This window comes from Nocardioides lentus (assembly GCF_039529515.1).
GTDB lineage: Bacteria > Actinomycetota > Actinomycetes > Propionibacteriales > Nocardioidaceae > Nocardioides > Nocardioides lentus.
Window position 1 is genome coordinate 30,373 of the sequence record NZ_BAAAMY010000014.1, and the last position, 20,687, is coordinate 51,059.

Consider the following 20,687-nt stretch of genomic DNA (forward strand, 5'->3'; position numbering starts at 1 on the left):
TCACGGGGGTGCGTCCCGCCGACCGGGGTCGCCGCGGACGTGACCACGGCCCCTCGAGATGGTTGAATCCAGCACGTTGACGCTCGGTCAGTGCGCTCCCGCACCTCGGGCCCAGGAGGAGGAGGACGAGTGCTTCCGATCACCGCGGACCTCGAGCACGAGCTGCTGACCCTGGTCCGGCGCAACTCGCGCATCCGGACCGGTCGTGACGGCGGCGCCGAGCTGGAGCGCTCGAGCTACGCGATCCTGTGCCTGCTCGCCGACGAGGGGCCCCAGCGGATCGGCAGGATCGCCCAGGCCTTCGACCTCGACCCCTCGACCGTGACCCGGCAGGTGCAGACGGTCGCGCGCCTGGGGATGGTCCAGCGTGCGCAGGACAGCACCGACCGCCGCGCGACCATCCTCGACCTCACCCCGCTGGGACGTCGCACCGTGGAGGAGGTGCGCGAGTCGCGCCAGGAGGTCCTGGGCGACCTCATCGACACCTGGACCGAGTCCGACCGCGAGACCTTCCTGCGGCTGCTGTCGCGCTTCAACCGCGACGTCGCCGACTGGGCTCAGCGCTCGACGTAGGCCAGCGAGCGCAACCCGCGCTCCAGGTGCCAGGCGACGTACGCCGCGACCAGGCCCCCGGCCTCCCGGCGGTGCCGGTCCTCGGCGAGCGCGACGACCGGCCAGTCGCCGGCGAGCAGGGCGCCCAGCAGCGCGACCGCGGCCGGGGAGACCGTCGCCGAGCCGGGCACCCGGCACCGTCGGCACAGCACGCCGCCGGCCGCCGGCGCGAACCAGCCGTGGGTGCCGAGCTCGCCGCACCGCGCGCACGCCTCGAAGGACGGCGCGTAGCCGGCCACCGCCATCGAGCGGAGCAGGTAGGAGTCGAGGACCTCGCCGGGACGACGCTCGCCGGAGGTCATCGCCCGCAGCCCGCCGACGAGCAGCAGGAACTGCTGGACCGCGGGCTCCTTCTCCTCGGCGACCAGGCGCTCCGCGGTCTCGAGCATCACCGTGCCGGCCGTGTAGCGGTCGTAGTCGGCCCCCAGGCCCGCGGAGAACGGCGCGATCGTGACCGCCTGGGTGACGACGTCGAGCGAGCGGCCGGTGGCCAGCTGCAGGTCGACGTGCGTGAAGGGCTCCAGGCGCGAGCCCCAGCGCGACGTCGTGCGCCGCACCCCGCGGGCCACCGCACGGACCCGTCCGTGACGACGGGTCAGCAGGGTCACGATGCGGTCGGCCTCGCCCAGCTTCTGGTTCCGCAGGACCACCGCCTCGTCGCGGTAGACGGGCACCTCCCCATCATGCCCGGCGGGTGGGCCCGCTCAGGCACCCGCGCGCGGACGTCGCCGTGTCGCGCTCCCCGTGGCCCCGACGCCCTCCCAGCAGCCGAGGGCGAACTCGGCGGCCAGCGCGTCGAGGCGCCGGGGGCGCAGCCGCCACTCCAGGATGCTGCGTGCCCGCACGAAGCGGGCCCCGGGCATCTCCGCGGCCAGCATCGCGGCGTCCGCCGCGGGGTGGATCGGGTCCGAGGGGTGGCCGACGACCATCGCCGGGGCGGTGATGCGCCGGCGCTCCGAGGACGGCGGGGCGATGCGGCCGAAGAAGATGCCGTGGATCACCGCGGCCAGCGAGTCGGCCCGCTGGTCGAGGGTGTCGAGGGCGATCCCGGTCCAGAACCCCACCAGGCCCCGCGGCACGGGTCGCGTCACCCGGCGGACGCCGCTGACCGTCCACGGCAGGAACCGGGCCGCGAGCATCAGCGGCGAGAACGCGATCAGCCCCGCCTCGAGCGCGTTGTCGAGCACCGGCATCTCGAGCAGCAGTCCCCGCACGCGGTCCGGTGCCGCGGCGGCCACCTCGAGCGAGACGTTGGCCCCGAGCGAGGTGCCGCCGACGACCGCCTGCTCCGCGCCCAGGTGGTCGAGCAGCGCGACGACCTGCGCGGCGAAGGCGGTCATCGAGTAGGCGAGCGGGTCCGCCGGCCGGTCCGAGCGGCCGTGGCCCAGCAGGTCGAGGGTCACCACGTGCAGACCCCGCGCGGCGAGCGCCCGCGCCAGCGGCTGGTGCATCCGGCGCGGCATCAGCTGGCCGTGGAGCAGCACCACCCACGCCGGACCGGCGCCGTACTCGGTGAACTCGAGGCGGTCGCGTGAGCCGTCCTGGTCGACGAAGAACTGGCCGATCCGCTCGGAGACGAGCGTGGGCGGGGTCTCGGCAGACACCCTCGACACCCTAGAGGAGGTGCGCGGGCCGGAAAGTGCACAGAAGGAGCGAAAACTTCCGCAAGTCTTGTGCAAGTTGAGGATCACACCGCCGCGGCGCCCGCAGACTCGACCCATGTCCCGGGCTGAGGTGTCGTCGCGCGCACGGGGGTCGCTGGCCGTGCCCGGCGCCCTCCTGCTGATCCTGGCGACCTCGTGGTCCGCCGTCGCCCTCGCCCCGCCGGGGTCGCCGACCGCCGCGTGGTGGCCGGCCGCGGGCATCGCGATCGCGCTGACCGCCCTCGCCCCGCGGCGCGTCGCCGTGGCCGTCCCGGTGCTGACCTGGGTCCTCGTCGCCGTCGGGGCCTGGCTCGGCGGACGCTCGGGCGACATCGCGATCGCGTTCGGCTTCGCCAACGCCGCGGAGGCCGCCGTCGCCGGGCTCCTACTGCGCCGCGCGGCGGACCGGGCGCGCGGGCGCCACGACGACCCCACCGACGGCACCGACGACACCGCCCCGCTCGCCCGGCTCGAGGAGCTGTGGTGGCTGGGGCTCACCGCGGTCATCGGCGCGGCGCTGGGCGCCGGCATCGTCAGCCTCACCCTGACGCTCGGCGGGTACGGCGACGGTCTGCAGGCGCTGCGCAACGTCGTCGTCTCCCACGCCGCGGGCACCCTGGTGGCGGTGCCGGCGGCGGTCGCCGTCTCCCGGCGCCGGGGCCCGGCCCGCGGCTCGCAGCGGGCGCTCCTGGAGACCGCCGCCCAGGTCGTGCTCCTCGGCGCGACGATGGTCGTCACCCTCTTCGTCGGCCCCGGCGGCGGCCTGCTGGCCCTGGCCCCCGTGCCGCTCCTGGTCTGGGCCGCGCTGCGCCTCGGGACCCGCACGGTGATCTGGGAGGTCGTCGCGCTGGCGGTGACGATCACCGTCGCCGCCCGGATCGGCAGCGGGCCCTTCACCGGGACCGCGGACGACCCGGCGCGGGCCTACCTGCTCGGGGCCCTGGTGCAGTCCTACGTGATCTGCGCGGTCCTGACCGCGCTGCCGCTCGCCGTGACCATGGACCAGCGACGCGGGCTCCTGCAGCGCCTGCTGACCAGCGAGCGGGTCCTGCGCCGCGGCTTCGCCGAGTCCGTGGTCGGGCTGCTCGAGCTCGCCGACGACGGCGACGACCTGCGCATCGTCGACGTCAACGACGTGGCCGTCGGGATGCTCGCCGACCGCCGTGACGGGGTGCTGGGCCGTCGGCTGGCCGAGGTCTTCGACCTCCCCGCGGCCGAGGTCCGCCGGACCGTCGCGGGGGGCGAGCCCTGGCGCGGCGAGGTCAGCATCGCCGGTCGGCCCGGCACGCGGGTGGGTGTCGCCGTGTCGGCGGGCTCGCTGTCGCGTCCCGGCGACCACGTCTCCGCGCAGCTGGTCGACCTCACCCCGGCCCACGAGGCCACCCAGCTCGCCGACCGCGAGCGCGAGCTCAGCCGCGCCGTCGCCGAGAGCGCGGCGTGCCTGATCCTCCTGGTCGACATGGAGGGCGTCCTGGTCGCCGCCAACCCCGCCGCCGAGGCGATGCTCGGCTGGACCGAGGACGAGCTGGTCGGTCGCTTCGTCTGGGAGCTGCTGCCGGCGGACCGCCAGGGCGCGTTCCGCCGCGCCGTCGCCGACCTCCCCGCCCACCAGCTGCCCCCGTCGTCCGAGGCCGACCTGCTGTGCCGCGACGGCGGCCGGCGACGCCTGCTGTGGAGCACCGACTTCGCCCGGGACCCGGACGGCACGCCGACGATGCTGGTGATGACCGGCATCGACGTCACCGACGAGCGCCGTCAGCGCCTCCTGGTGAGCCAGCTCCTCGAGGCCGCGATGACCACCGCGATCATCGGCGCCGACCAGGACGGCCGGATCTCCTTCTTCAACACCGGCGCCAGCCGGCTGCTCGGCCGGCCCGCCGCCGAGGCGGTCGGCACCCCGTTCGTCGACGTGCTCGACCCCGGCGAGCGGTCCCGCCGGTTCGGGGAGCCGGTGGCCGGCGAGACGCCGCAGGAGGCGTTCTTCCGCCTCACCCTCGACATCGAGCCCGGCCGCCCGCCGGTGCCGGAGGACCTGACCTGGCGCCACGCCGACGGCAGCACCCGCACCGTCTCGACCACGCTGAGCGCCGTGTCCGACCCCGACCTCGGCGTCGGGATCCTCTGCATCGGCCGCGACGTCACCGAGCAGCGCCAGACCCAGGAGCTGCTGATGGCGGCCCTGGAGAAGGAGCGCACCGCGGTGGAGCGGCTGCAGGCCCTCGACCACGCCAAGAACGACTTCGTCTCCACCGTGAGCCACGAGCTGCGCACGCCCGTGACGAGCATCGTCGGCTACGCGGAGATGCTGCGCGACGGCACCGTCGACGAGCCCCGACCCGACCAGGCACCGTTCCTCGCCGCGATCGCCCGCAACGCCGACCGGCTGATCGGCCTCGCCGACGACCTCCTCACGCTGTCGGGCCTCGAGTCCGGCACCGCGGAGCTCGGGCGGGAGCGCGTCGACCTCGGTGGGCTGCTCGAGCGCGGCCGCGACAACCTGGAGCCGCTGATGCGCGGCCGGGACCTCACGACGTCCTACCGCCTGCCCGACGGGCCCGTCCTGGTCCACGGCGACCCGGACCACCTCGACCGCGTCCTGGTCAACCTCGTGAGCAACGCCGTGAAGTTCACCGACGACGGCGGGCGCGTGGAGGTGTCGCTGCACGCCGAGGACGGCGAGGCGGTCCTCACCGTCCGCGACACCGGCATCGGCATCCCCGAGGGCGAGCAGGCCCGGCTGTTCACGAAGTTCTTCCGCTCCTCGACCGCGCAGGAGCGGGCCATCCAGGGCACCGGCCTCGGGCTGTCGATCGTCCACTCGATCGTCGCCGCCCACGGCGGGCGGATCCTCGTCCGCTCCGCGCACCTCGCGGGCACGACCGTCGCCGTCCGGCTGCCGCTGCAGGAGGCGCCGTCGCGGCCCGGTCAGGAGGGCGCGGACGCCCCGGCCTCCGCTGTCCACGCCGAGGCTGGTGAGCGGCCCGGGGAGCGGGCCCTGCCCGCTCCCCCGACGACCGGTCGGACCGCCGACCTCAGGCGCGGTTGACGGCCGACACCACGGCCTTCAGCGACGCGGTGACGATGTTGGCGTCGAGCCCGACGCCCCACAGCACCTTCTCGCCGACGGTGCACTCGACGTAGGCCGCCGCCATGGCGTCGCCGCCCGCGGACAGGGCGTGCTCGGCGTAGTCGAGGACCCGGACGTCGTACTGCTCGCCGTTGCCCGCCACCAGTCGGCCCAGCGCGTCGACGAACGCCGCGATCGGGCCGTTGCCGGAGCCCTCCAGCGTGCGGGGCTCGCCGTCGACGCGGACGCCGACGGTGAGGGCGTCGCGCTCGCCGGCCGCCGAGCTCGTGTGCACGGAGTCGAGCTGCAGCGGGCCGGTGCGGTCGAGGTACTCGGAGGAGAACACGCTCCAGATCTCGGCCGAGGTCAGCTCCCCGCCCTCGGCGTCCGTCCGCTCCTGCACGACCCGGCTGAACTCGATCTGCGCACGCCGGGGAAGGTCCAGCTTGTGCTCCGCCTTCAGCAGGTAGGCGACGCCGCCCTTGCCGGACTGGCTGTTGACCCGGATCACGGCCTCGTAGGAGCGACCGATGTCCTTCGGGTCGATCGGGAGGTACGGCGCCTCCCAGGGGTGCTGCGAGACGTCGTGCCCGGCCTCGGCCGCCTCGGCCTCCAGCGCCTCGAGGCCCTTCTTGATCGCGTCCTGGTGGGAGCCCGAGAAGGCGGTGTGCACGAGGTCGCCGGCGTAGGGGTGACGGGGGTGGACGGGCAGCTGGGTGCAGTGCTCGACCGTGCGGCGGATCTCGTCGATGTCGGAGAAGTCGATCATCGGGTCCACGCCCTGGGTGAGCAGGTTGAGCCCCAGGGTCACCAGGCAGACGTTGCCGGTGCGCTCGCCGTGGCCGAACAGGCAGCCCTCGACGCGGTCGGCGCCGGCCATCAGCGCGAGCTCGGTCGCGGCGACCGCCGTGCCGCGGTCGTTGTGGGGGTGCAGCGAGATGACCGTGTGCTCGCGGCGGGTGAGCTGGCGGGAGAACCACTCGATCTGGTCGGCGTAGACGTTGGGCGTCGACATCTCGACGGTCGCCGGCAGGTTCAGGACGATCTCGCGGTCGTCGTCGGGCTGCCAGACGTCGGCGACGGCCTCACAGACCTCCACCGAGAACGGCAGCTCGGTGCCGGTGAAGATCTCCGGGGAGTACTCGAACCCGATGTCGGTGGTGGCGAGCAGGCTCTCGGCGTGCTTCACGAACAGCTCGGTGCCGCGCACCGCGATGTCCTTGACCTCGTCGCGCCCCGCGCGGAACACGACGCGGCGGAACAGCGGCGCCACGGCGTTGTAGAGGTGCACGGTCGCGCGGTCGGCGCCGACCAGCGACTGGATGCTGCGCTCGATCAGGTCCTCGCGGGCCTGGGTCAGCACCGAGATCGTGACGTCGTCCGGGATCCGGTCGCCCTCGATCAGTTGCCGCACGAACGCGAAGTCCGTCTCGGAGGCGGCCGGGAAGCCGACCTCGATCTCCTTGTAGCCCATCGCGACGAGCAGGTCGAACATCATCGACTTGCGGGCCGGCGTCATCGGGTCGATCAGCGCCTGGTTGCCGTCCCGCAGGTCGGTCGACAGCCACCGCGGCGCGTGGGTCACGGTCTGCGACGGCCACGTCCGGTCGGGCAGGTCGATCGGCGGGAACGCGCGGTAGCGCTCGACGGGCATCCCGCTGGGCTTCTGGTGGGCGCGGGGGGTCTGGAACGGCATCGTGGGACTTCCTCGTGGGCTCGGGTGCGGCTGGGGCACCGGCGCAGCACTACCTCCGCAACGAGGGGTCCGGCTCTCAGACCTCGTTGCGGCAGCCGAGGAGGAGTCGCTGGCGCAGCATCGCGGGCCACGATAGCGCCCCGGGTCGGTCGGCCCGGTGGCCGTCCGGTTCCTAGACTGCGCGGGTGCCGACGCTGCTGGTGGTCCACCACTCCCCCACCCCCGGCACCCGGCGGCTCACCGACGCCGCCGTGGCGGGCGCCGGCGACGACGCGATCGGCGGCGTCGGGGTCCGCGTCCGGGCGGCGCTCGACGCCGACGCCCACGACGTCCGGGCCGCGGACGGCTACGTGCTCGTCACGCCCGCCAACTTCGGCTACATGTCCGGTGCGCTCAAGCACTTCTTCGACACCGTCTTCACCGACGTCGGCGGCGCCCTGTCCGACGACGGGTCGGCCGACGGCGCGGCCGGGGGCACCGCGGGCCGGCCCTACGGGCTGCTGGTCCGCGGCCGGTACGACGTGACCGGAGCGGTGCGCTCGGTGGAGCCGATCGTCGGGGCGCTGGGCTGGCGGCGCTCGGCCGAGGTCGTCGGCGTGCTCGGCGAGGTGGGCCCGGCGCACGACGAGGCGGCCTACGAGCTGGGCGCTACGATCGCGGCACTGGTGTCGACGACGTGACCGGGAGGACAGCCGTGGCGCACCCGCGCTCGCGCGCCCGCCCGGGCACCTCCCGCCGGGCGCTCCTCGCGCCCGCCCTGCTGCTCGCCGCCCTCCTCACGGGGTGCGGCGGCGCGGCGGGCGACGGCGGGGGCGACGTCGACGAGGCGGCCGCCGACTCGGTCGAGACGCCCGAGCTGGGCGCCTGCCGGGTGCTGACGCCCGAGGACGTGGCCCGGCCCAGCGACGCCACCGAGGTCGTCGACTGCGCCGAGCCCCACACCGCCGAGACGTTCGCGGTCGGCGACCTGCCGGACGAGCTCCACGACGAGGCCTGGGACTCCCCCGAGCTCGGCAAGTTCGCTTACGGCACCTGCGGCGAGGCCTTCCAGTCCTTCCTCGGCGTCGACGAGAGCCGGGTGATGCGCTCGGTCGTCAGCTGGGCCTGGTTCCGGCCCTCCGAGCAGGCCTGGGCGGACGGCGCCCGCTGGTACCGCTGCGACGCGGTCGGCGGCGGTGAGGCGAGCGCCTCCTACGTCGAGCTGCCCCGGACGGCGCGCGGCATGCTGCGCGGTGCCCCGGAGGACCGCTGGACGGTGTGCGCGGACGGCGAGACCGTGGCCGAGGCCGACAAGGTGCCGTGCACCGAGCCGCACACCTGGCGCGCCGTCACCACCATCAAGGTCGGCGAGCCGGCCGACGCCTGGCCCGGCGAGCGTCTCGTCGAGGTCACCAGCCGCGACTTCTGCTCCTCCTCCGTCGGCGCCTGGCTGAACTACCCGCTCGACTACGAGTTCGGCTGGACCGCCTTCGGGGAGGGCCAGTGGGAGGCCGGCAACCGCCGCTCCATCTGCTGGGCCAGGACCGACCGGTGACGGCGCGCCGACGCCTCGCCGGCGCCCTCGCCGCCCTCGCCCTCCTGGGCGCCGGGTGCTCCTCCGGCGACGACGGTGACCCCGCGGCGCAGGACTCCCCCTCGGCGTCCGCGTCCGCCTCGTCCGCGGCCCCCTCCCCGTCGGCGGACGCGTCCGGCTCGACGGACGCCGCCGCGGCGCCCGCGGTCCCGCGGGAGCGTGCGTGCTACGACCTCGGCTACGACGCCGTGCTCGAGCCCACCTCCCAGGCCGGGCCGGTCGCGTGCTCCGCGACCCACACCAGCCGCACCTACGCGGTCGGCGAGCTCGACCTCGTCGTCGACGGACACCTGCTGGCCGTCGACTCCGTCGCCGCGCAGGCGCAGCCCGCGGAGCGCTGCCCCGGTCGTCTGACGGAGTTCCTGGGCGGGACCACCGACGACCTGCGGCTCAGCGTCTTCCGCCCGGTCTGGTACTCGCCCACGGTCGAGCAGTCCGACGCCGGCGCCGACTGGTTCCGCTGCGACGTCATCGCGCTCGCCCGCGACGAGGAGCTGGCCCCGCTGGCGGGACGGCTCGAGGGCGTCCTCGCGCGCCCCGACGAGGCGGAGCGGTGGCGCGTGTGCGGCACCGCCGAGCCGGGCGCCGACGACTTCGAGCGGGTCGCCTGCTCCGAGGAGCACTCCTGGCGGGCCCTGTCGGTCGTGGACCTCGCCGACGCCGGGGGCGACGACGGGGCCTACCCGGGCGAGGACGCCGTCTCCTCGGCCGGCGACGGGACCTGCGAGGACGCCGCCCGCGACGCGGCGGCCGACCCGCTGAACTTCCGGTGGGGCTACGAGTGGCCCTCGGCCGAGCAGTGGGAGGCCGGCCAGCGCTACGGCCTGTGCTGGGCGCCGGCCTGACTCGCCCGTCGGACGACCGGGGTGGGCCGGCGGGTCAGAACCCCAGCTTGCGGAGCTGACGCGGGTCGCGCTGCCAGTCCTTGGCGACCTTCACGTGGAGCTGGAGGTGCACCGGCGTGCCGAGCAGCGCCTCGATCTGGCTGCGGGCCGCCGAGCCGACGTCGCGCAGTCGTGAGCCGCGGTGGCCGATGACGATGCCCTTCTGCGAGTCGCGCTCGACGTACAGGGAGGCGTGGACGTCCAGCAGCGGACGGTCCTCGGGTCGCCCCTCGCGGGGGATCATCTCCTCCACCACGACCGCGATCGAGTGCGGCAGCTCGTCGCGGACGCCCTCCAGGGCGGCCTCGCGCACGAGGTCGGCGACCAGCACCTCCTCGGGCGCGTCGGTGAGGTCGCCCTCCGGGTAGAGCGGTGGCCCCTCGGGCATCCGCGCCACCAGCAGGTCCGCGAGCAACCCGACCTGGTCACCGGAGACGGCCGAGACCGGCACGATCTCGGCCCAGTCCAGGCCCAGCTCGCGACCCAGCGCGTCGATCGCCATGAGGTGCCGGGCGAGGCGCTCGCCGTCGACCAGGTCGGTCTTCGTCGCCAGCGCGACGAAGACGGTGCCGCGGACCTTGGCCACCTCGCCGGCGAGGAAGGCGTCGCCGGGCCCGATCTCCTGGTCGGCCGGGAAGCAGCAGCAGACCACGTCGACCTCGGACCACGTGGCCCGCACGAGGTCGTTGAGGCGCTCGCCCAGCAGCGTCCGCGGGCGGTGGAGCCCGGGGGTGTCGACGAGGACGAGCTGCGCGTCGGGCCGGTGGACGATGCCCCGCACCACCGTGCGAGTGGTCTGCGGCCGCGAGCTCGTGATCACGACCTTGCTGCCCACCAGGGCGTTGGTCAGGGTCGACTTGCCCGCGTTGGGACGGCCCACGAAGCAGGCGAACCCGCTCCGGTAGCCCTCCGGCACCTCGCCGAACACGCTCATCGGGTCTCCTCCTCGCGCGCCGCGTCGTACTCGGCCCAGATCTGCTCGTCGGTCTTGCCCGCCGCCTTGCCGGCCCGCCAGATGGGGCCGGGGTCGACGGAGCGGCGCTGCCGGGCCTGGTCGCGCCAGTAGCCCATCACGTCGTACGCCGAGGCCGCGAGGCCGCGGTCGTGGCGCAGGTGCTTGCGGATCGCCCGCATCTGCGCGGACTCCCCCGCCATCCAGAAGTACCCGTCGCCGGCGGGCCAGTCGATGGCCCCCACGACGTCGGCCAGCGCGCTCGTCACGCCGACGGGCGGGCGCAGCCACGTGACCTCGAGGCCGTCCCCGTCGGGCAGGTAGTCGCCCAGGTCGTCGGCCGACTCGACCCACACCCGGCACGGCAGGCCGGCGGGACGGGACTCCGCGATCCGCGCGATGGCCGGCAGGCCGGTCAGGTCGGCGACGAGCAGCAGCCAGGCCGCGTCGGGCGGCATCGTGAACGAGCCCTTCGGCTCGGTCAGCGTGACCGTCTCACCGGTGCAGTCGCGCTCGGCCCACTCGGTCACCAGGCCCTCGGCGTGCACGACGACGTCGACGACGACGGTCTCGTCGGTGACCGCCCGGACCGTGTAGTAGCGGTGCTGGAACTGCCCCGGCACGACCAGCCCGACCCACTCGTCGGGGACGCCGGTGCTGCGGAAGTCCGCCAGCCCGGGACCGCCGAGGTGCAGCCGGACCAGGTGCTCGCCGAGCGCCTCGCGCCGGAGCACCTGCGCGTCGTACTGCTCGGCCCGCCTGGTCATCGTCGACCCAGGCTAGTCGTCACCGCTGCCGCCCCCCGCGCCGAGTCGGCGCGGGGGGCGCGCACCACCACCGGCCCGGCCTCAGAACTCGTGGCGCAGCGGGTAGCCGGAGTCACCGGCGTCGTCGGTGCGGGTGGCGAGGACCTGGTGGAGCTGGATCTCGTTGCGCTCGAAGGCGAGGCGGCTCCCGGCCATGTAGAGGCCCCAGACCCGGGCGGTGCCGACGCCGACCTCGGCGACGGCCTCGTCCCAGTTCTCGACCAGGTTGGCGGTCCAGCCCTGGAGCGTGCGGGCGTAGTGCACCCGCAGGTTCTCGCTGTGCTGCACCTCCAGGCCGGCGTCCTGGGCGTCGGTGATGACGCGGCCGGAGCCGATCAGCTCGCCGTCCGGGAACACGTAGCGGTCGATGAAGGCCCCGGTGCGCGTCGAGCGGTTGTCGTGGCGGGTGATGCAGTGGTTCAGCAGCCGCCCCTGCGGGCGCAGCCGGCTGCGCAGGAACGAGAAGTACGCCGGGTACTGGTCGACGCCGATGTGCTCGGTGAGCCCGATCGAGCTGACCGCGTCGAAGCCGTCCTCCGCCACGTCGCGGTAGTCGGAGTGCCGGATCTCGGCGAGGTGGCCCAGCCCCTCCCGCTCGACCGCCTCCGCGGCCCAGGCCGCCTGCTCGCGGGACAGCGTCACGCCGAGCACCTGCACGCCGTACTCGCGGGCCGCGTGGCGGACCATGCCGCCCCAGCCGCAGCCCACGTCGAGCAGCCGCATCCCCGGCCGCAGCCCGAGCTTGCGGCAGACGAGGTCGTACTTCGCGGCCTGCGCCTCCTCGAGGGTCGCCCCGTCGTGGGGGTACAGCGCGCAGGTGTAGGTCATCGAGGGGCCGAGCACGAGCTCGTAGAAGCGGTTGGAGACGTCGTAGTGGTGCCCGATCACCTCCGCGTCGCGCAGCATCGAGTGGCGCACGCCCTCGACCACGCGGCGCCAGCGCGGCAGGTGCTCCTGCGGCGGGGGCGGCGGGGGCCGCAGGTGGGAGACGCCCAGCGAGCGCACCATCCGCACGGCCTCGCCCGGCCCGAGGCGTCGGAAGACCAGGTGGTTCTGCAGCAGCGACATCGCGGCGTACGGGTCGCCCTCGTGGACGCCGTGGACCCTCAGGTCCCCGGACACGTAGGCGCGGGCCATGCCGAGGTCGCCGGGGGCCGTGAGCAGGTACGCCAGCCCGCGGGGGGTGGCGAGCTCGAGCCCGATCCGAGCGTCCGGCGGGCCCGCGCTGCTCCCGTCGTACGCCGTGAAGCGCACGGGGAGCCCGTCGCGCAGGAGGCTCTCGACGGCCTCCCCGATGCTGGTCGTCCGCTCGCGGGACTGCTGGAGGGTCATCGTCGTCGCACCGCCTTGTCGTAGAGGGCCGTCAGCCGGCCGTCGGGGTCGTGGCGTCGCTTCACGCCCGCGAGGTGCTCGCCGCCGTAGAGGCGGTCGAAGGTCTCCCGGTCGTAGTACGCCTCGGAGTAGAGGGACTTGTGGCCGTCGAGCTCGAGGACCTGGTCCTCGATGGCCCGGTTCACCGGGCCGTCGGCGGCGTCGGGCCCCACGGGGACCGTGCCCCAGAAGCCCGCGTTCACGTACGTCGTGCCCGGCTCCAGCGGGTACGCCGGCCAGGCGCGGCCCGTGGGCTGCTCCGGCGTGCGGCGCAGGCGCAGCGGGCACAGCCACACCGGTCGCATCCCGACCTCGGCGTCGAACCAGGTGAGGAACTCCGCGAGCCGGGCCACCGGCACCTCCACGTCCTGGATCACCCGCTCGCGGGCGGGTCGGCCGGCGCGGGCGTCGAGGCGGTCGACCACGCCGAAGCGCCGGTCGAGACCGACCAGCCGGTGGTAGACGTCGGAGCGGCGCCACCGCCGGGGCCACAGCCGCCGCACCCGCGGGTCGTCGAGCCCGAAGGCGCCCGAGCACCAGAACCAGTCGGTGTCCCAGCGCCAGAGGTAGTCGTGGGTCGTGAGCCGGTCGGTCGCGCGCTCCTGAAGCGACCGGTAGAAGATGCGCTCCCCGGTGTAGTCCGAGGTGGGACCGGGCTCGTCGGTCCAGCGGGCGAGCGTGAGGTACAGCTCGGTCGGCGAGAACGCGACGCCGTCGACGGCGTCGACCGGCTCGCCCTTCCAGGTGCCCTGGGCCGCGATCCGGGAGACCGCGGCCGCCAGCAGACCGGGGCTGGAGAAGCGCTGGTGCCGCAGCCCGACGTACGGCGGGACCGCGGCGAGCTCGATCCGCAGCCGGGTGGCGTAGCCCAGCGACCCGTAGGAGTTGGGGAAGGCGTCGAACAGCTCGTCGCCGGGCCGGCAGGTCACGACCTCGCCGGCGCCGGTGAAGACGTCCATCTCGAGGACCGACTCGTGCGGCAGGCCGTGCCACAGGCTGGTCGACTCGATGCCGAGCCCCGCCACGGCGCCACCGAGGGTGATCGTGCGCAGCTGCGGCACGACCAGCGGCACGAGGCCGTGGGGCAGCGTGACGTCGACCAGGTCGCCGTAGGTGCACATCCCCTGCACGTCGGCGGTCCGCGCGACCGGGTCGACGGACACCACGCCGGCCAGGCCGGAGACGTCGAGACCGGGGCCGCTCGTGGCCCGCGGCCGGAACAGGTTGGAGGTGGTCTTCGCCAGGCGGACGGCGGACCCCGCGGGCAGCGCGGCGTAGGACGCCCGCAGCCGGTCGACGGCCGCGGAGTGGTTGGCCTCGCCAACGGGAAGACTCACTCCCCGCAAGTTACTCCCGCGTGCGGGTCGTGCGCGACGGGGTCGGCGACAGGTCAGGTCGATGTGGTGGCGGACACGCCGTCGGCCCCGCGCGGCCCCGCGCGGTGGACCGGCACGCCGGGACCGGCGAGGTCGCGCAGGACGTCGAGGTCCGCGGGGGCGACGTCGTCGGCCGCGGTGTGCACCAGGGCCGCCTCGAGACCGGCCGCACCGGACGAGACGGCCATGGCGACGCAGCCGGCCAGCGCCGAGAGGCGCAGCGACGGCAGGTCCACGCTGGCGGCCGCGTAGGTGCGGCCGTCGAGGTCCCGCACGGCGGCGCCCTCCGCGGCCCGGGTGCGGGCCCGCGTGGCCTTGGCGAGGGTCAGCAGCTTGGCGTCCTCCGCCGCGAGCGCCTCAGCCACGGAGGTCCCCCGTCCGCGAGCGCCAGGCGCCGAGGATCTCGTCCTGCAGCGCGAACATCACCCGGTGCTCCTCGGGCTCGGCGTGGTCGTGGCCGAGCAGGTGCAGCAGGCCGTGCACGGTCAGCAGCTCCAGCTCAGCGTCGCGGCCGTGGCCGGCCTCGACCCCCTGGCGCTCGGCCACCTGCGGACACAGGACGAGGTCGCCCAGCACGCCCTCCTCCGGCTCCTCGGGGGCGACGGCGGGACGCAGCTCGTCCATCGGGAAGGCGAGCACGTCGGTCGGCCCCTCCTTCTCCATCCACCGCCCGTTGAGCTCGGCGATGGCGGACTCGTCGACCGCGGTGATGCACAGCTCGGCGCGCGGGTGCACGCGCAGGTGGTCGATCGCGAAGCGGGAGAGCGCGACGAGCGGGGCGAGGTCGAGGTCGGTGCCCGACTCGTCGATCGCCTCGATCGTCTCCGCCTGCTCCTGCCCGGCGCTCACGGCGTCCGGCGCCGCGTCGGGCCCGAGGCGGCGTCGTCGGGGGCACCCGCGTCGAAGGCGTCGTAGGCCGCGACGATCTGGCCGACGAGCCGGTGACGCACGACGTCGCGGGTGGTCAGCTGGTTGAAGACGATGTCGTCGACGCCGGTGAGGATCCCCTGGATCACCTTGAGCCCGGACTTCACGCCGCCGGGGAGGTCGACCTGCGTGACGTCGCCGGTGACGACGATCTTGGAGCCGAACCCGAGCCGGGTCAGGAACATCTTCATCTGCTCGGGCGAGGTGTTCTGCGCCTCGTCGAGGATGATGAAGGCGTCGTTGAGGGTGCGGCCGCGCATGAAGGCGAGCGGCGCGACCTCGATGGTCCCGGCGGCCAGCAGCTTGGGGATCGTCTCGGGGTCGATCATGTCGTGCAGCGCGTCGTACAGCGGGCGCAGGTAGGGGTCGATCTTCTCGCTGAGCGTGCCCGGCAGGTAGCCCAGCCGCTCGCCGGCCTCGACCGCGGGCCGGGTCAGGATGATCCGGGTGACGGACTTGCGCTGCAGCGCCTGCACGGCCTTGGCCATCGCCAGGTAGGTCTTGCCCGTGCCGGCGGGGCCGATGCCGAAGGTGATCGTGTGCTTGTCGATGGAGTCGACGTAGCGCTTCTGGTTCAGCGTCTTGGGCCGGATCGTCTTGCCGCGGCTCGAGAGGATGTCGAGGCTCAGCACGTCGGCCGGGCGCTCGGTGGTCTCCTCGCGCATCATCGCGATGGCGCGCTCGACCGTCTCGGCGGTGACGCCCTGGCCGGTGCGCAGGATCGTCACCAGCTCGCCGAGCAGGCGCTCGGCGAGGGCGATCTCCGCCGGCGCGCCCTCGAGGGTGATCCGGTTGCCGCGCACGTGGACGTCGGCGTCGAAGGCCTGCTCGAGCAGCCCGAGGTGCTCGTCGTTGGCGCCCAGGAGCCGCACCATGTCGATGCTGTTGGGCACGGTGACGGCCTGGCGGACGCGCAGGCCCTCGTCGGTCCCGCCGGAGGCTCCGTCGACCTCGGCAGGACGGTCCGGGCTGTCGACGGCCGCGCCGAGGACGGCGTCGTCGGGACGGTGGGAGTCGCTCATGGAGTGGCTGCTGCGGCCTTCCGGGGACGGGGACGGTGGTGCTCGCCATCGTATCCCCGCCCCGTGGAGCCCGACCCGGCGCGAGTGCTCAGCCGGGGGGCCAGCCGAGGTCCCGGCCGCCCACGACGTGCAGGTGCGTGTGGAAGACCGTCTGGCCGGCCTCGGCGCCGGTGTTGAACACGAGCCGGTAGCCGGACAGACCCTCCCCCGCCGCGACCTCGGCGGCGAGGGTGACGAGGTCCGCCGTCCCGGCCGGGTCGGCGGCCGCGAGCGCCGCGGCGTCGCGGTGGTGCGTGCGCGGGACCACCAGCACGTGGGTGGGGGCCTGGGGGTTGACGTCGCGGAACGCCACGCTGCGCTCCGAGGTCGCCACGACCTCGGCGGGCACGTCCCCCGCGACGATGGAGCAGAACAGGCAGTCCGGGTCGCTCATGGCCCCGACCCTAGGCCGACGACGCGCCCGGGGTCGTGTCAACCGCTCACCCGCCCCACGCGTCCCACTAGCGTGATCACGTCCCAGCGAGCGCCGAGGAGGACCGTGACGCCGAGCGACGAGCGCGGGCGTCCCCTCCCGACGGGCGCGCCCCCGACCTGGAGCGCCGACCGCGCGCTCGAGGAGCTGTACGCCGTGCACTGGCGCCCGCTGGTGCGCCTGGCGGTGCTGCTCGTGCGCGACACCGGGGTGGCGGAGGAGGTCGTCCAGGACGCGTTCGTGGCGACCCACGGCCGCTGGTCGCGGCTGCGCGACCCCGACGCGGCGCTGGCCTACCTCCGCCAGGCGGTCGTCAACCGGTCCCGGTCGTCGCTGCGCCACGCGGTGGTCGTCGACCGCCACGCCCGCCGCCTCGCCTCCGAGGCCGGACGACCCGACCCCGGCGGGACCGCGAGGCCGGGCGACCCCGACCAGCACGCGCTGCTCACCGAGCAGCGCCGCACCGTCGTCGACGCCCTCGCACGTCTCCCCCGCCGCCAGCGCGAGGTCCTCGTGCTCCGCTACTACGCCGAGCTCTCCGAGGCCGAGATCGCCGAGGTGCTCGGCGTGAGCCGCGGCGCCGTCAAGAGCCACGCCTCCCGCGGCGCCGCCCGCCTCCGCACGCTGCTCGGGGAGGCGTCGTGACCCCCGAGGACCCCCGCCGCGACGCCGACGACGACCTGCGCGAGGCCCTGCAGCGCGCGGTCGCCGACGTCGAGCCGTCGTACCGACTGGACCGGATCCGTACCCGCACCCGGAGCGACCCCCGCTCAGGCTCCCCCGAGGAGGGCCCCATGAAGAAGAACGCCCGCACCTGGCTCGTCGGCGCCACCGGCGCCGTGATCGCGACGGCGGCCGTCATCGTGACCCTGGCCGTGGTCGGCGGCGGTGACGACGACACCGCGCCCACCGCGGGCGACCCGACGAGCTCGGCGAGCCCCAGCGAGCGGCCGTCCGAGACGGCCAGCAGCGCGCCCCGCCCGACGCCGCCCGCGTCGAGCGCCCCCGAGCCCGGGCCGAGCCAGGGCGCCGAGACCGGCGACGGCGGCGGCGTGGAGGTCGTCGTCCCGGTGTACTACACCGTGGACACGCCCCAGGGCGCGCGGCTGGTGCGGGAGTTCCGCCGCGTCGGCGCCGCGGGCGACAGCGCCGAGGACCGGGCCACGGCGGCGCTCGACGCCGCGGTGGGGCTCGCCCCGGCCGACCCCGACTACACCACCGGCTGGCCCTCGGACGCGTCCGTGGAGGTCGTGCGCCGCAGCGACGACTGGCTGGTCACCGTCGCCAGCGCCGAGACCGACCTGCGCGCCGTGCCCGACGGCACCGACCCGGGGACGGCCGAGACGATGCGCCAGCAGCTGGTCTACACGCTGCAGGCGGTCCTGCAGGAGCGCCCGCCGATCGAGCTGGTGGCCTCCGACGGCGGCGAGGGCGGCCCGCTGCTGGGCGGCACCTCCGGCCCCGTGGAGGCCGCCGACGAGCTGGACGCGCTCGCGCTGATGAACATCACCAACCCGGTCGAGGGCCAGGTCGTCCGCGGCGACACGCTGCGCGCCGACGGCCGCAGCAGCGGGTTCGAGGCCACCGTGGTCTGGGAGGTCCGCGCGGGCGGCGCCGACGGCGAGGTCGTCGAGGAGGGCTCCGCCACCGCCGAGGGCTGGATGGACGCGCTGTACCCGTGGTCCTTCGAGGTCGACGTCGCCGACCTCGAGCCGGGCGACTACACCCTCGTGGTCCGCAACGACGACCCCACCGGCGGGACCGAGGGCATCGGCGACTCCGCCGACACCAAGGCCTTCACCCTCGAGTGAGGCCCCGACCGGGCCCCGCCGACCGGTGTCCACCGGCGGCGGGCCCGGTCCTGCCGTCAGCTGAAGGCGTCGCGCAGGCGCCCGAAGACCGACTTGTGCTCGGCCCGCACGGCGCCGTCCGGCTCCTCCTCGCCGCGCAGGGCGGCGAGCTCGCGGAGCAGCTCCTCCTGCCGGGCGTCGAGGCGGGTCGGCGTCTCGACCGCGACGCTGACGACGAGGTCGCCGCGCCCGGTGCCCCGCAGCGACGGCACGCCGCGGCCCCGCAGCACGTGCTCGGCACCGGACTGGGTGCCGGCCCGCAGCTCGAGCTCGAAGGTCGTCTCGAGCTCGGTGTCCGCCTCGGCCTTGCCCCGCACCAGGTCGGCCTCGAGCGTCGGCAGCGTCAGCGTGGTGCCGAGGGCGGCCGCGGTCATCGGCACCGTGACCCGGCAGTGCAGGTCCTGGCCCTGGCGCACGAAGGTGTCGTGGGAGCCGACGTGCACCTCGACGTACAGGTCGCCGGCGGGTCCCCCGCCCGGACCGACCTCACCCTGCTCGGAGAGCTGGACGCGCGTGCCGTCGTCGACCCCGGCGGGGATCTTGACGGTCAGCGAGCGCCGTGAGCGCACGCGCCCGTCGCCGGAGCACTCCCGGCAGGGGTCGGGGATGATGGAGCCGTAGCCCCGGCAGGCCGCGCAGGGGCGCAGCGTGCGGATCTCGCCGAGGAACGAGCGCTGCACGTGGGCGACCTCGCCGTGGCCGCGGCAGGTCTCGCAGGTCTTCGGCGACGAGCCCTCCGCCGCACCGTCGCCGTGGCAGGTGCCGCAGGTGACCGCCGTGTCGACGGTGATCTCGCGGGTCACGCCGAACGCCGCCTCCGCCAGCTCGACCTCGAGGCCGATCAGGGCGTCCTGGCCGCGCCGGGTGCGGGGCCGCGGTCCGCGACCGCCCCCGGTGGCACCGCCCGCGCCACCGCCCTGGCCACCGAAGAAGGCGTCCATGATGTCGGTGAAGGAGAAGCCCGGGCCCTGGCCGAAGCCGCCCGCGCCGCCCCCGCCGAACGGGTCCCCGCCCCGGTCGTACGCCGCGCGCTTCTGGGGGTCCGACAGCACCTCGTAGGCGCGCGTCACCTCCTTGAAGCGCTCCTGCGTGGTCGCGTCGGGGTTGACGTCGGGGTGCAGCTGACGGGCGAGGCGGCGGTACGCCTTCTTGATCTGGTCGGGCTCCGCCTCGCGCGGCACTCCCAGCAGCTCGTAGAGGTCCTGGCTCAACGTGGTTCCTGGCTCTCGTGGTGGTGGGGCGGGTCGGGGTGCAGGTCCGGGTCGGGGGGCGCGTGGCCTGCGCCGCGCGGGGTCCGGCCGGACCGGTGGGGGCTCACGCGTCGTCGAGGATGCGGGAGACGTAGCGGGCGACGCTGCGCACCGCCACCATCGTGCCCGGGTAGTCCATGCGCGTCGGGCCGACGATGCCCAGCGTGGCGGGCGCCTCGGCCGGGCCGTACCCGGTGGCGACGACGCTCGTCGACGCCAGCTGGTGGTAGGGGCCCTCGGTGCCGATGCGGACGGTGACGGCCCCGCCCGCGGTCGCCTCGCCGAGCAGCTTGAGCAGCACGACGTGCTCCTCGAGGGCCTCGAGCAGCGGTCGGACGGCGGAGTCGAAGCTGTCGCCGTAGCGCGCCAGGTTGGCCGCGCCGCCGACGGCGATCCGCTCGTCGGCGTGGTGGTCGGACATCGCCTCGCCCAGGACCTCCGCGACCCGTCGCACGAGGGTGCGGGAGGCGTCCGGGACCGCGGCGGGCAGGTCGGCCAGCGCCGCCCCGGCCTCCGCGATGCGCTTGCCGACCACGGCGCCGAGCAGGCGCGGGCGCAGGTCGGCGACCACCGCGTCGACGACGCGCGCGGGCTCGTCGCCGGCCGACACCTCGGGGCCTCCCCCGCCGGCCAGCGCGTCCGCGTCGGGCAGCTCGGAGCGCGACAGCTCCACCACGCGCTGCTCGACGCGTCCCGTCGACAGGATCAGGACCACCAGCAGCCGGGTGGGCGTCAGCGTGACCAGCTCGACGTGGCGGACCGTGCTGCGCGTCAGCGTCGGGTACTGCACGACGGCGACCTGGCGGGTGAGCTGCGACAGCAGCCGCACGCTGCGCTGGACGACGTCGTCGAGGTCGACCGCCCCGTCGAGGAAGGTCGAGATGGCCCGTCGCTCCGCGCCCGACATGGGCTTGAGCGTGGTCAGCCGGTCGACGAACATCCGGTAGCCCTTGTCGGTGGGCACACGACCGGCGCTGGTGTGGGGCTGGGCGATGAGCCCCTCCTCCTCCAGCGCGGCCATGTCGTTGCGCACGGTGGCGGGCGAGACGTTGAGCCCGTGGCGCTCGACCACGGCGCGGGAGCCCACGGGCTCCTCGGTGCGCACGTAGTCCTCCACGATCGCCCGCAGCACGGCGAGCCTGCGGTCCTCGACCACGCCGTCCTCCTCTCGATCGCCGCCCGGGGC

General features: G+C 75.0%; 20 protein-coding genes. 7 read left to right on the forward strand and 13 right to left on the reverse strand.

Translation table 11 applies throughout. From position 1 onward, the window contains the following. Positions 1 to 129: 129 nt before the first annotated feature. Complete coding sequence (locus tag ABD158_RS17510) at positions 130 to 573, forward strand: MarR family winged helix-turn-helix transcriptional regulator (protein ID WP_344008974.1); 444 nt, start codon at positions 130 to 132, stop codon at positions 571 to 573. On the opposite strand, the gene recO is transcribed toward ABD158_RS17510, so the two are convergent. Next, positions 558 to 1,286, reverse strand: a complete 729-nt coding sequence (recO, locus tag ABD158_RS17515) for a DNA repair protein RecO (RefSeq protein ID WP_344008976.1) — start codon at positions 1,284 to 1,286, stop codon at positions 558 to 560. The genes ABD158_RS17510 and recO overlap by 16 nt on opposite strands. A 30-nt stretch (positions 1,287 to 1,316) precedes the next feature. Further along, complete coding sequence (locus tag ABD158_RS17520) at positions 1,317 to 2,216, reverse strand: alpha/beta fold hydrolase (protein WP_344008978.1); 900 nt, start codon at positions 2,214 to 2,216, stop codon at positions 1,317 to 1,319. 115 nt (positions 2,217 to 2,331) lie between these two features. Between ABD158_RS17520 and ABD158_RS17525 the strand changes: the two genes are divergently transcribed. After that, entirely contained in the window at positions 2,332 to 5,301 is a 2,970-nt protein-coding gene (locus ABD158_RS17525) for an ATP-binding protein (protein WP_344008980.1), read from the forward strand. Here the strand turns inward: ABD158_RS17525 and leuA are convergent. After that, positions 5,288 to 7,018, reverse strand: coding sequence for a 2-isopropylmalate synthase (gene leuA, locus ABD158_RS17530; protein ID WP_344008982.1), 1,731 nt, complete (start codon positions 7,016 to 7,018; stop codon positions 5,288 to 5,290). The genes ABD158_RS17525 and leuA overlap by 14 nt on opposite strands. Before the next feature lie 185 nt (positions 7,019 to 7,203). Between leuA and ABD158_RS17535 the strand changes: the two genes are divergently transcribed. Genes ABD158_RS17535 through ABD158_RS17545 form a run of 3 tightly spaced genes read left to right on the forward strand, consistent with a single transcriptional unit; the run spans position 7,204 to position 9,436 of the window. Further along, positions 7,204 to 7,698 (forward strand): NAD(P)H-dependent oxidoreductase, encoded by a 495-nt coding sequence (locus ABD158_RS17535; RefSeq protein ID WP_344008984.1) that lies wholly within the window; start codon positions 7,204 to 7,206, stop codon positions 7,696 to 7,698. Positions 7,699 to 7,712: 14 nt separating this feature from the next. Further along, on the forward strand, positions 7,713 to 8,552 hold the full coding sequence (locus ABD158_RS17540) for a septum formation family protein (RefSeq protein ID WP_344008986.1): 840 nt from the start codon (positions 7,713 to 7,715) through the stop codon (positions 8,550 to 8,552). Beyond that, complete coding sequence (locus ABD158_RS17545) at positions 8,549 to 9,436, forward strand: septum formation family protein (protein ID WP_344008988.1); 888 nt, start codon at positions 8,549 to 8,551, stop codon at positions 9,434 to 9,436. The genes ABD158_RS17540 and ABD158_RS17545 overlap by 4 nt, the downstream gene beginning before the upstream one ends. Before the next feature lie 34 nt (positions 9,437 to 9,470). On the opposite strand, the gene era is transcribed toward ABD158_RS17545, so the two are convergent. From era to ABD158_RS17585, 8 genes are all read right to left on the reverse strand, one after another. Beyond that, the gene (gene era / locus ABD158_RS17550) at positions 9,471 to 10,409 is read right to left on the reverse strand and encodes a GTPase Era (protein ID WP_344008990.1); all 939 of its coding nucleotides are present in this window, start codon (positions 10,407 to 10,409) and stop codon (positions 9,471 to 9,473) included. Further along, the gene (locus tag ABD158_RS17555; RefSeq protein WP_344008992.1) at positions 10,406 to 11,194 is read right to left on the reverse strand and encodes a siderophore-interacting protein; all 789 of its coding nucleotides are present in this window, start codon (positions 11,192 to 11,194) and stop codon (positions 10,406 to 10,408) included. Before ABD158_RS17555 ends, era begins: the two co-directional genes overlap by 4 nt. Before the next feature lie 81 nt (positions 11,195 to 11,275). After that, entirely contained in the window at positions 11,276 to 12,565 is a 1,290-nt protein-coding gene (locus tag ABD158_RS17560; RefSeq protein WP_344008994.1) for a class I SAM-dependent methyltransferase, read from the reverse strand. Further along, the gene (locus tag ABD158_RS17565) at positions 12,562 to 13,941 is read right to left on the reverse strand and encodes an FAD-binding oxidoreductase (RefSeq protein WP_344008996.1); all 1,380 of its coding nucleotides are present in this window, start codon (positions 13,939 to 13,941) and stop codon (positions 12,562 to 12,564) included. The genes ABD158_RS17560 and ABD158_RS17565 overlap by 4 nt, the downstream gene beginning before the upstream one ends. Positions 13,942 to 13,994: 53 nt before the next feature. Then, the gene (locus ABD158_RS17570; protein WP_344008998.1) at positions 13,995 to 14,345 is read right to left on the reverse strand and encodes a cytidine deaminase; all 351 of its coding nucleotides are present in this window, start codon (positions 14,343 to 14,345) and stop codon (positions 13,995 to 13,997) included. Beyond that, entirely contained in the window at positions 14,338 to 14,829 is a 492-nt protein-coding gene (gene ybeY, locus ABD158_RS17575; protein ID WP_344009000.1) for an rRNA maturation RNase YbeY, read from the reverse strand. The genes ABD158_RS17570 and ybeY overlap by 8 nt, the downstream gene beginning before the upstream one ends. Beyond that, entirely contained in the window at positions 14,826 to 15,782 is a 957-nt protein-coding gene (locus ABD158_RS17580) for a PhoH family protein (RefSeq protein ID WP_344009459.1), read from the reverse strand. Before ABD158_RS17580 ends, ybeY begins: the two co-directional genes overlap by 4 nt. 235 nt (positions 15,783 to 16,017) lie before the next feature. Next, on the reverse strand, positions 16,018 to 16,362 hold the full coding sequence (locus ABD158_RS17585; protein WP_344009002.1) for an HIT domain-containing protein: 345 nt from the start codon (positions 16,360 to 16,362) through the stop codon (positions 16,018 to 16,020). Between the two features lie 105 nt (positions 16,363 to 16,467). Here ABD158_RS17585 and ABD158_RS17590 point away from each other — a divergent pair, with 105 nt between their 5' ends. Then, positions 16,468 to 17,046: a SigE family RNA polymerase sigma factor gene (locus ABD158_RS17590; RefSeq protein ID WP_344009004.1), complete on the forward strand. Its 579-nt coding sequence runs from the start codon at positions 16,468 to 16,470 to the stop codon at positions 17,044 to 17,046. Further along, positions 17,043 to 18,212, forward strand: coding sequence for a Gmad2 immunoglobulin-like domain-containing protein (locus ABD158_RS17595; protein ID WP_344009006.1), 1,170 nt, complete (start codon positions 17,043 to 17,045; stop codon positions 18,210 to 18,212). Before ABD158_RS17590 ends, ABD158_RS17595 begins: the two co-directional genes overlap by 4 nt. Before the next feature lie 56 nt (positions 18,213 to 18,268). Here ABD158_RS17595 and dnaJ read toward each other — a convergent pair whose 3' ends face one another. Next, the gene (gene dnaJ / locus ABD158_RS17600) at positions 18,269 to 19,462 is read right to left on the reverse strand and encodes a molecular chaperone DnaJ (RefSeq protein ID WP_344009008.1); all 1,194 of its coding nucleotides are present in this window, start codon (positions 19,460 to 19,462) and stop codon (positions 18,269 to 18,271) included. 103 nt (positions 19,463 to 19,565) lie between these two features. Then, the gene (hrcA, locus tag ABD158_RS17605; RefSeq protein ID WP_344009010.1) at positions 19,566 to 20,657 is read right to left on the reverse strand and encodes a heat-inducible transcriptional repressor HrcA; all 1,092 of its coding nucleotides are present in this window, start codon (positions 20,655 to 20,657) and stop codon (positions 19,566 to 19,568) included. Positions 20,658 to 20,687: the final 30 nt, after the last annotated feature.

Coding starts and splice junctions, on each gene's coding strand:
- ABD158_RS17580 (WP_344009459.1), bottom strand. CDS start 15,782: ATGGTGCGGCTCCTGGGCGCCAACGACGAGCACCTCGGGCTGCTCGAG.
- ABD158_RS17555 (WP_344008992.1), bottom strand. CDS start 11,194: ATGACCAGGCGGGCCGAGCAGTACGACGCGCAGGTGCTCCGGCGCGAG.
- ABD158_RS17560 (WP_344008994.1), bottom strand. CDS start 12,565: ATGACCCTCCAGCAGTCCCGCGAGCGGACGACCAGCATCGGGGAGGCC.
- ABD158_RS17585 (WP_344009002.1), bottom strand. CDS start 16,362: ATGAGCGACCCGGACTGCCTGTTCTGCTCCATCGTCGCGGGGGACGTG.
- leuA (WP_344008982.1), bottom strand. CDS start 7,018: ATGCCGTTCCAGACCCCCCGCGCCCACCAGAAGCCCAGCGGGATGCCC.
- era (WP_344008990.1), bottom strand. CDS start 10,409: ATGAGCGTGTTCGGCGAGGTGCCGGAGGGCTACCGGAGCGGGTTCGCC.
- ABD158_RS17525 (WP_344008980.1), top strand. CDS start 2,332: ATGTCCCGGGCTGAGGTGTCGTCGCGCGCACGGGGGTCGCTGGCCGTG.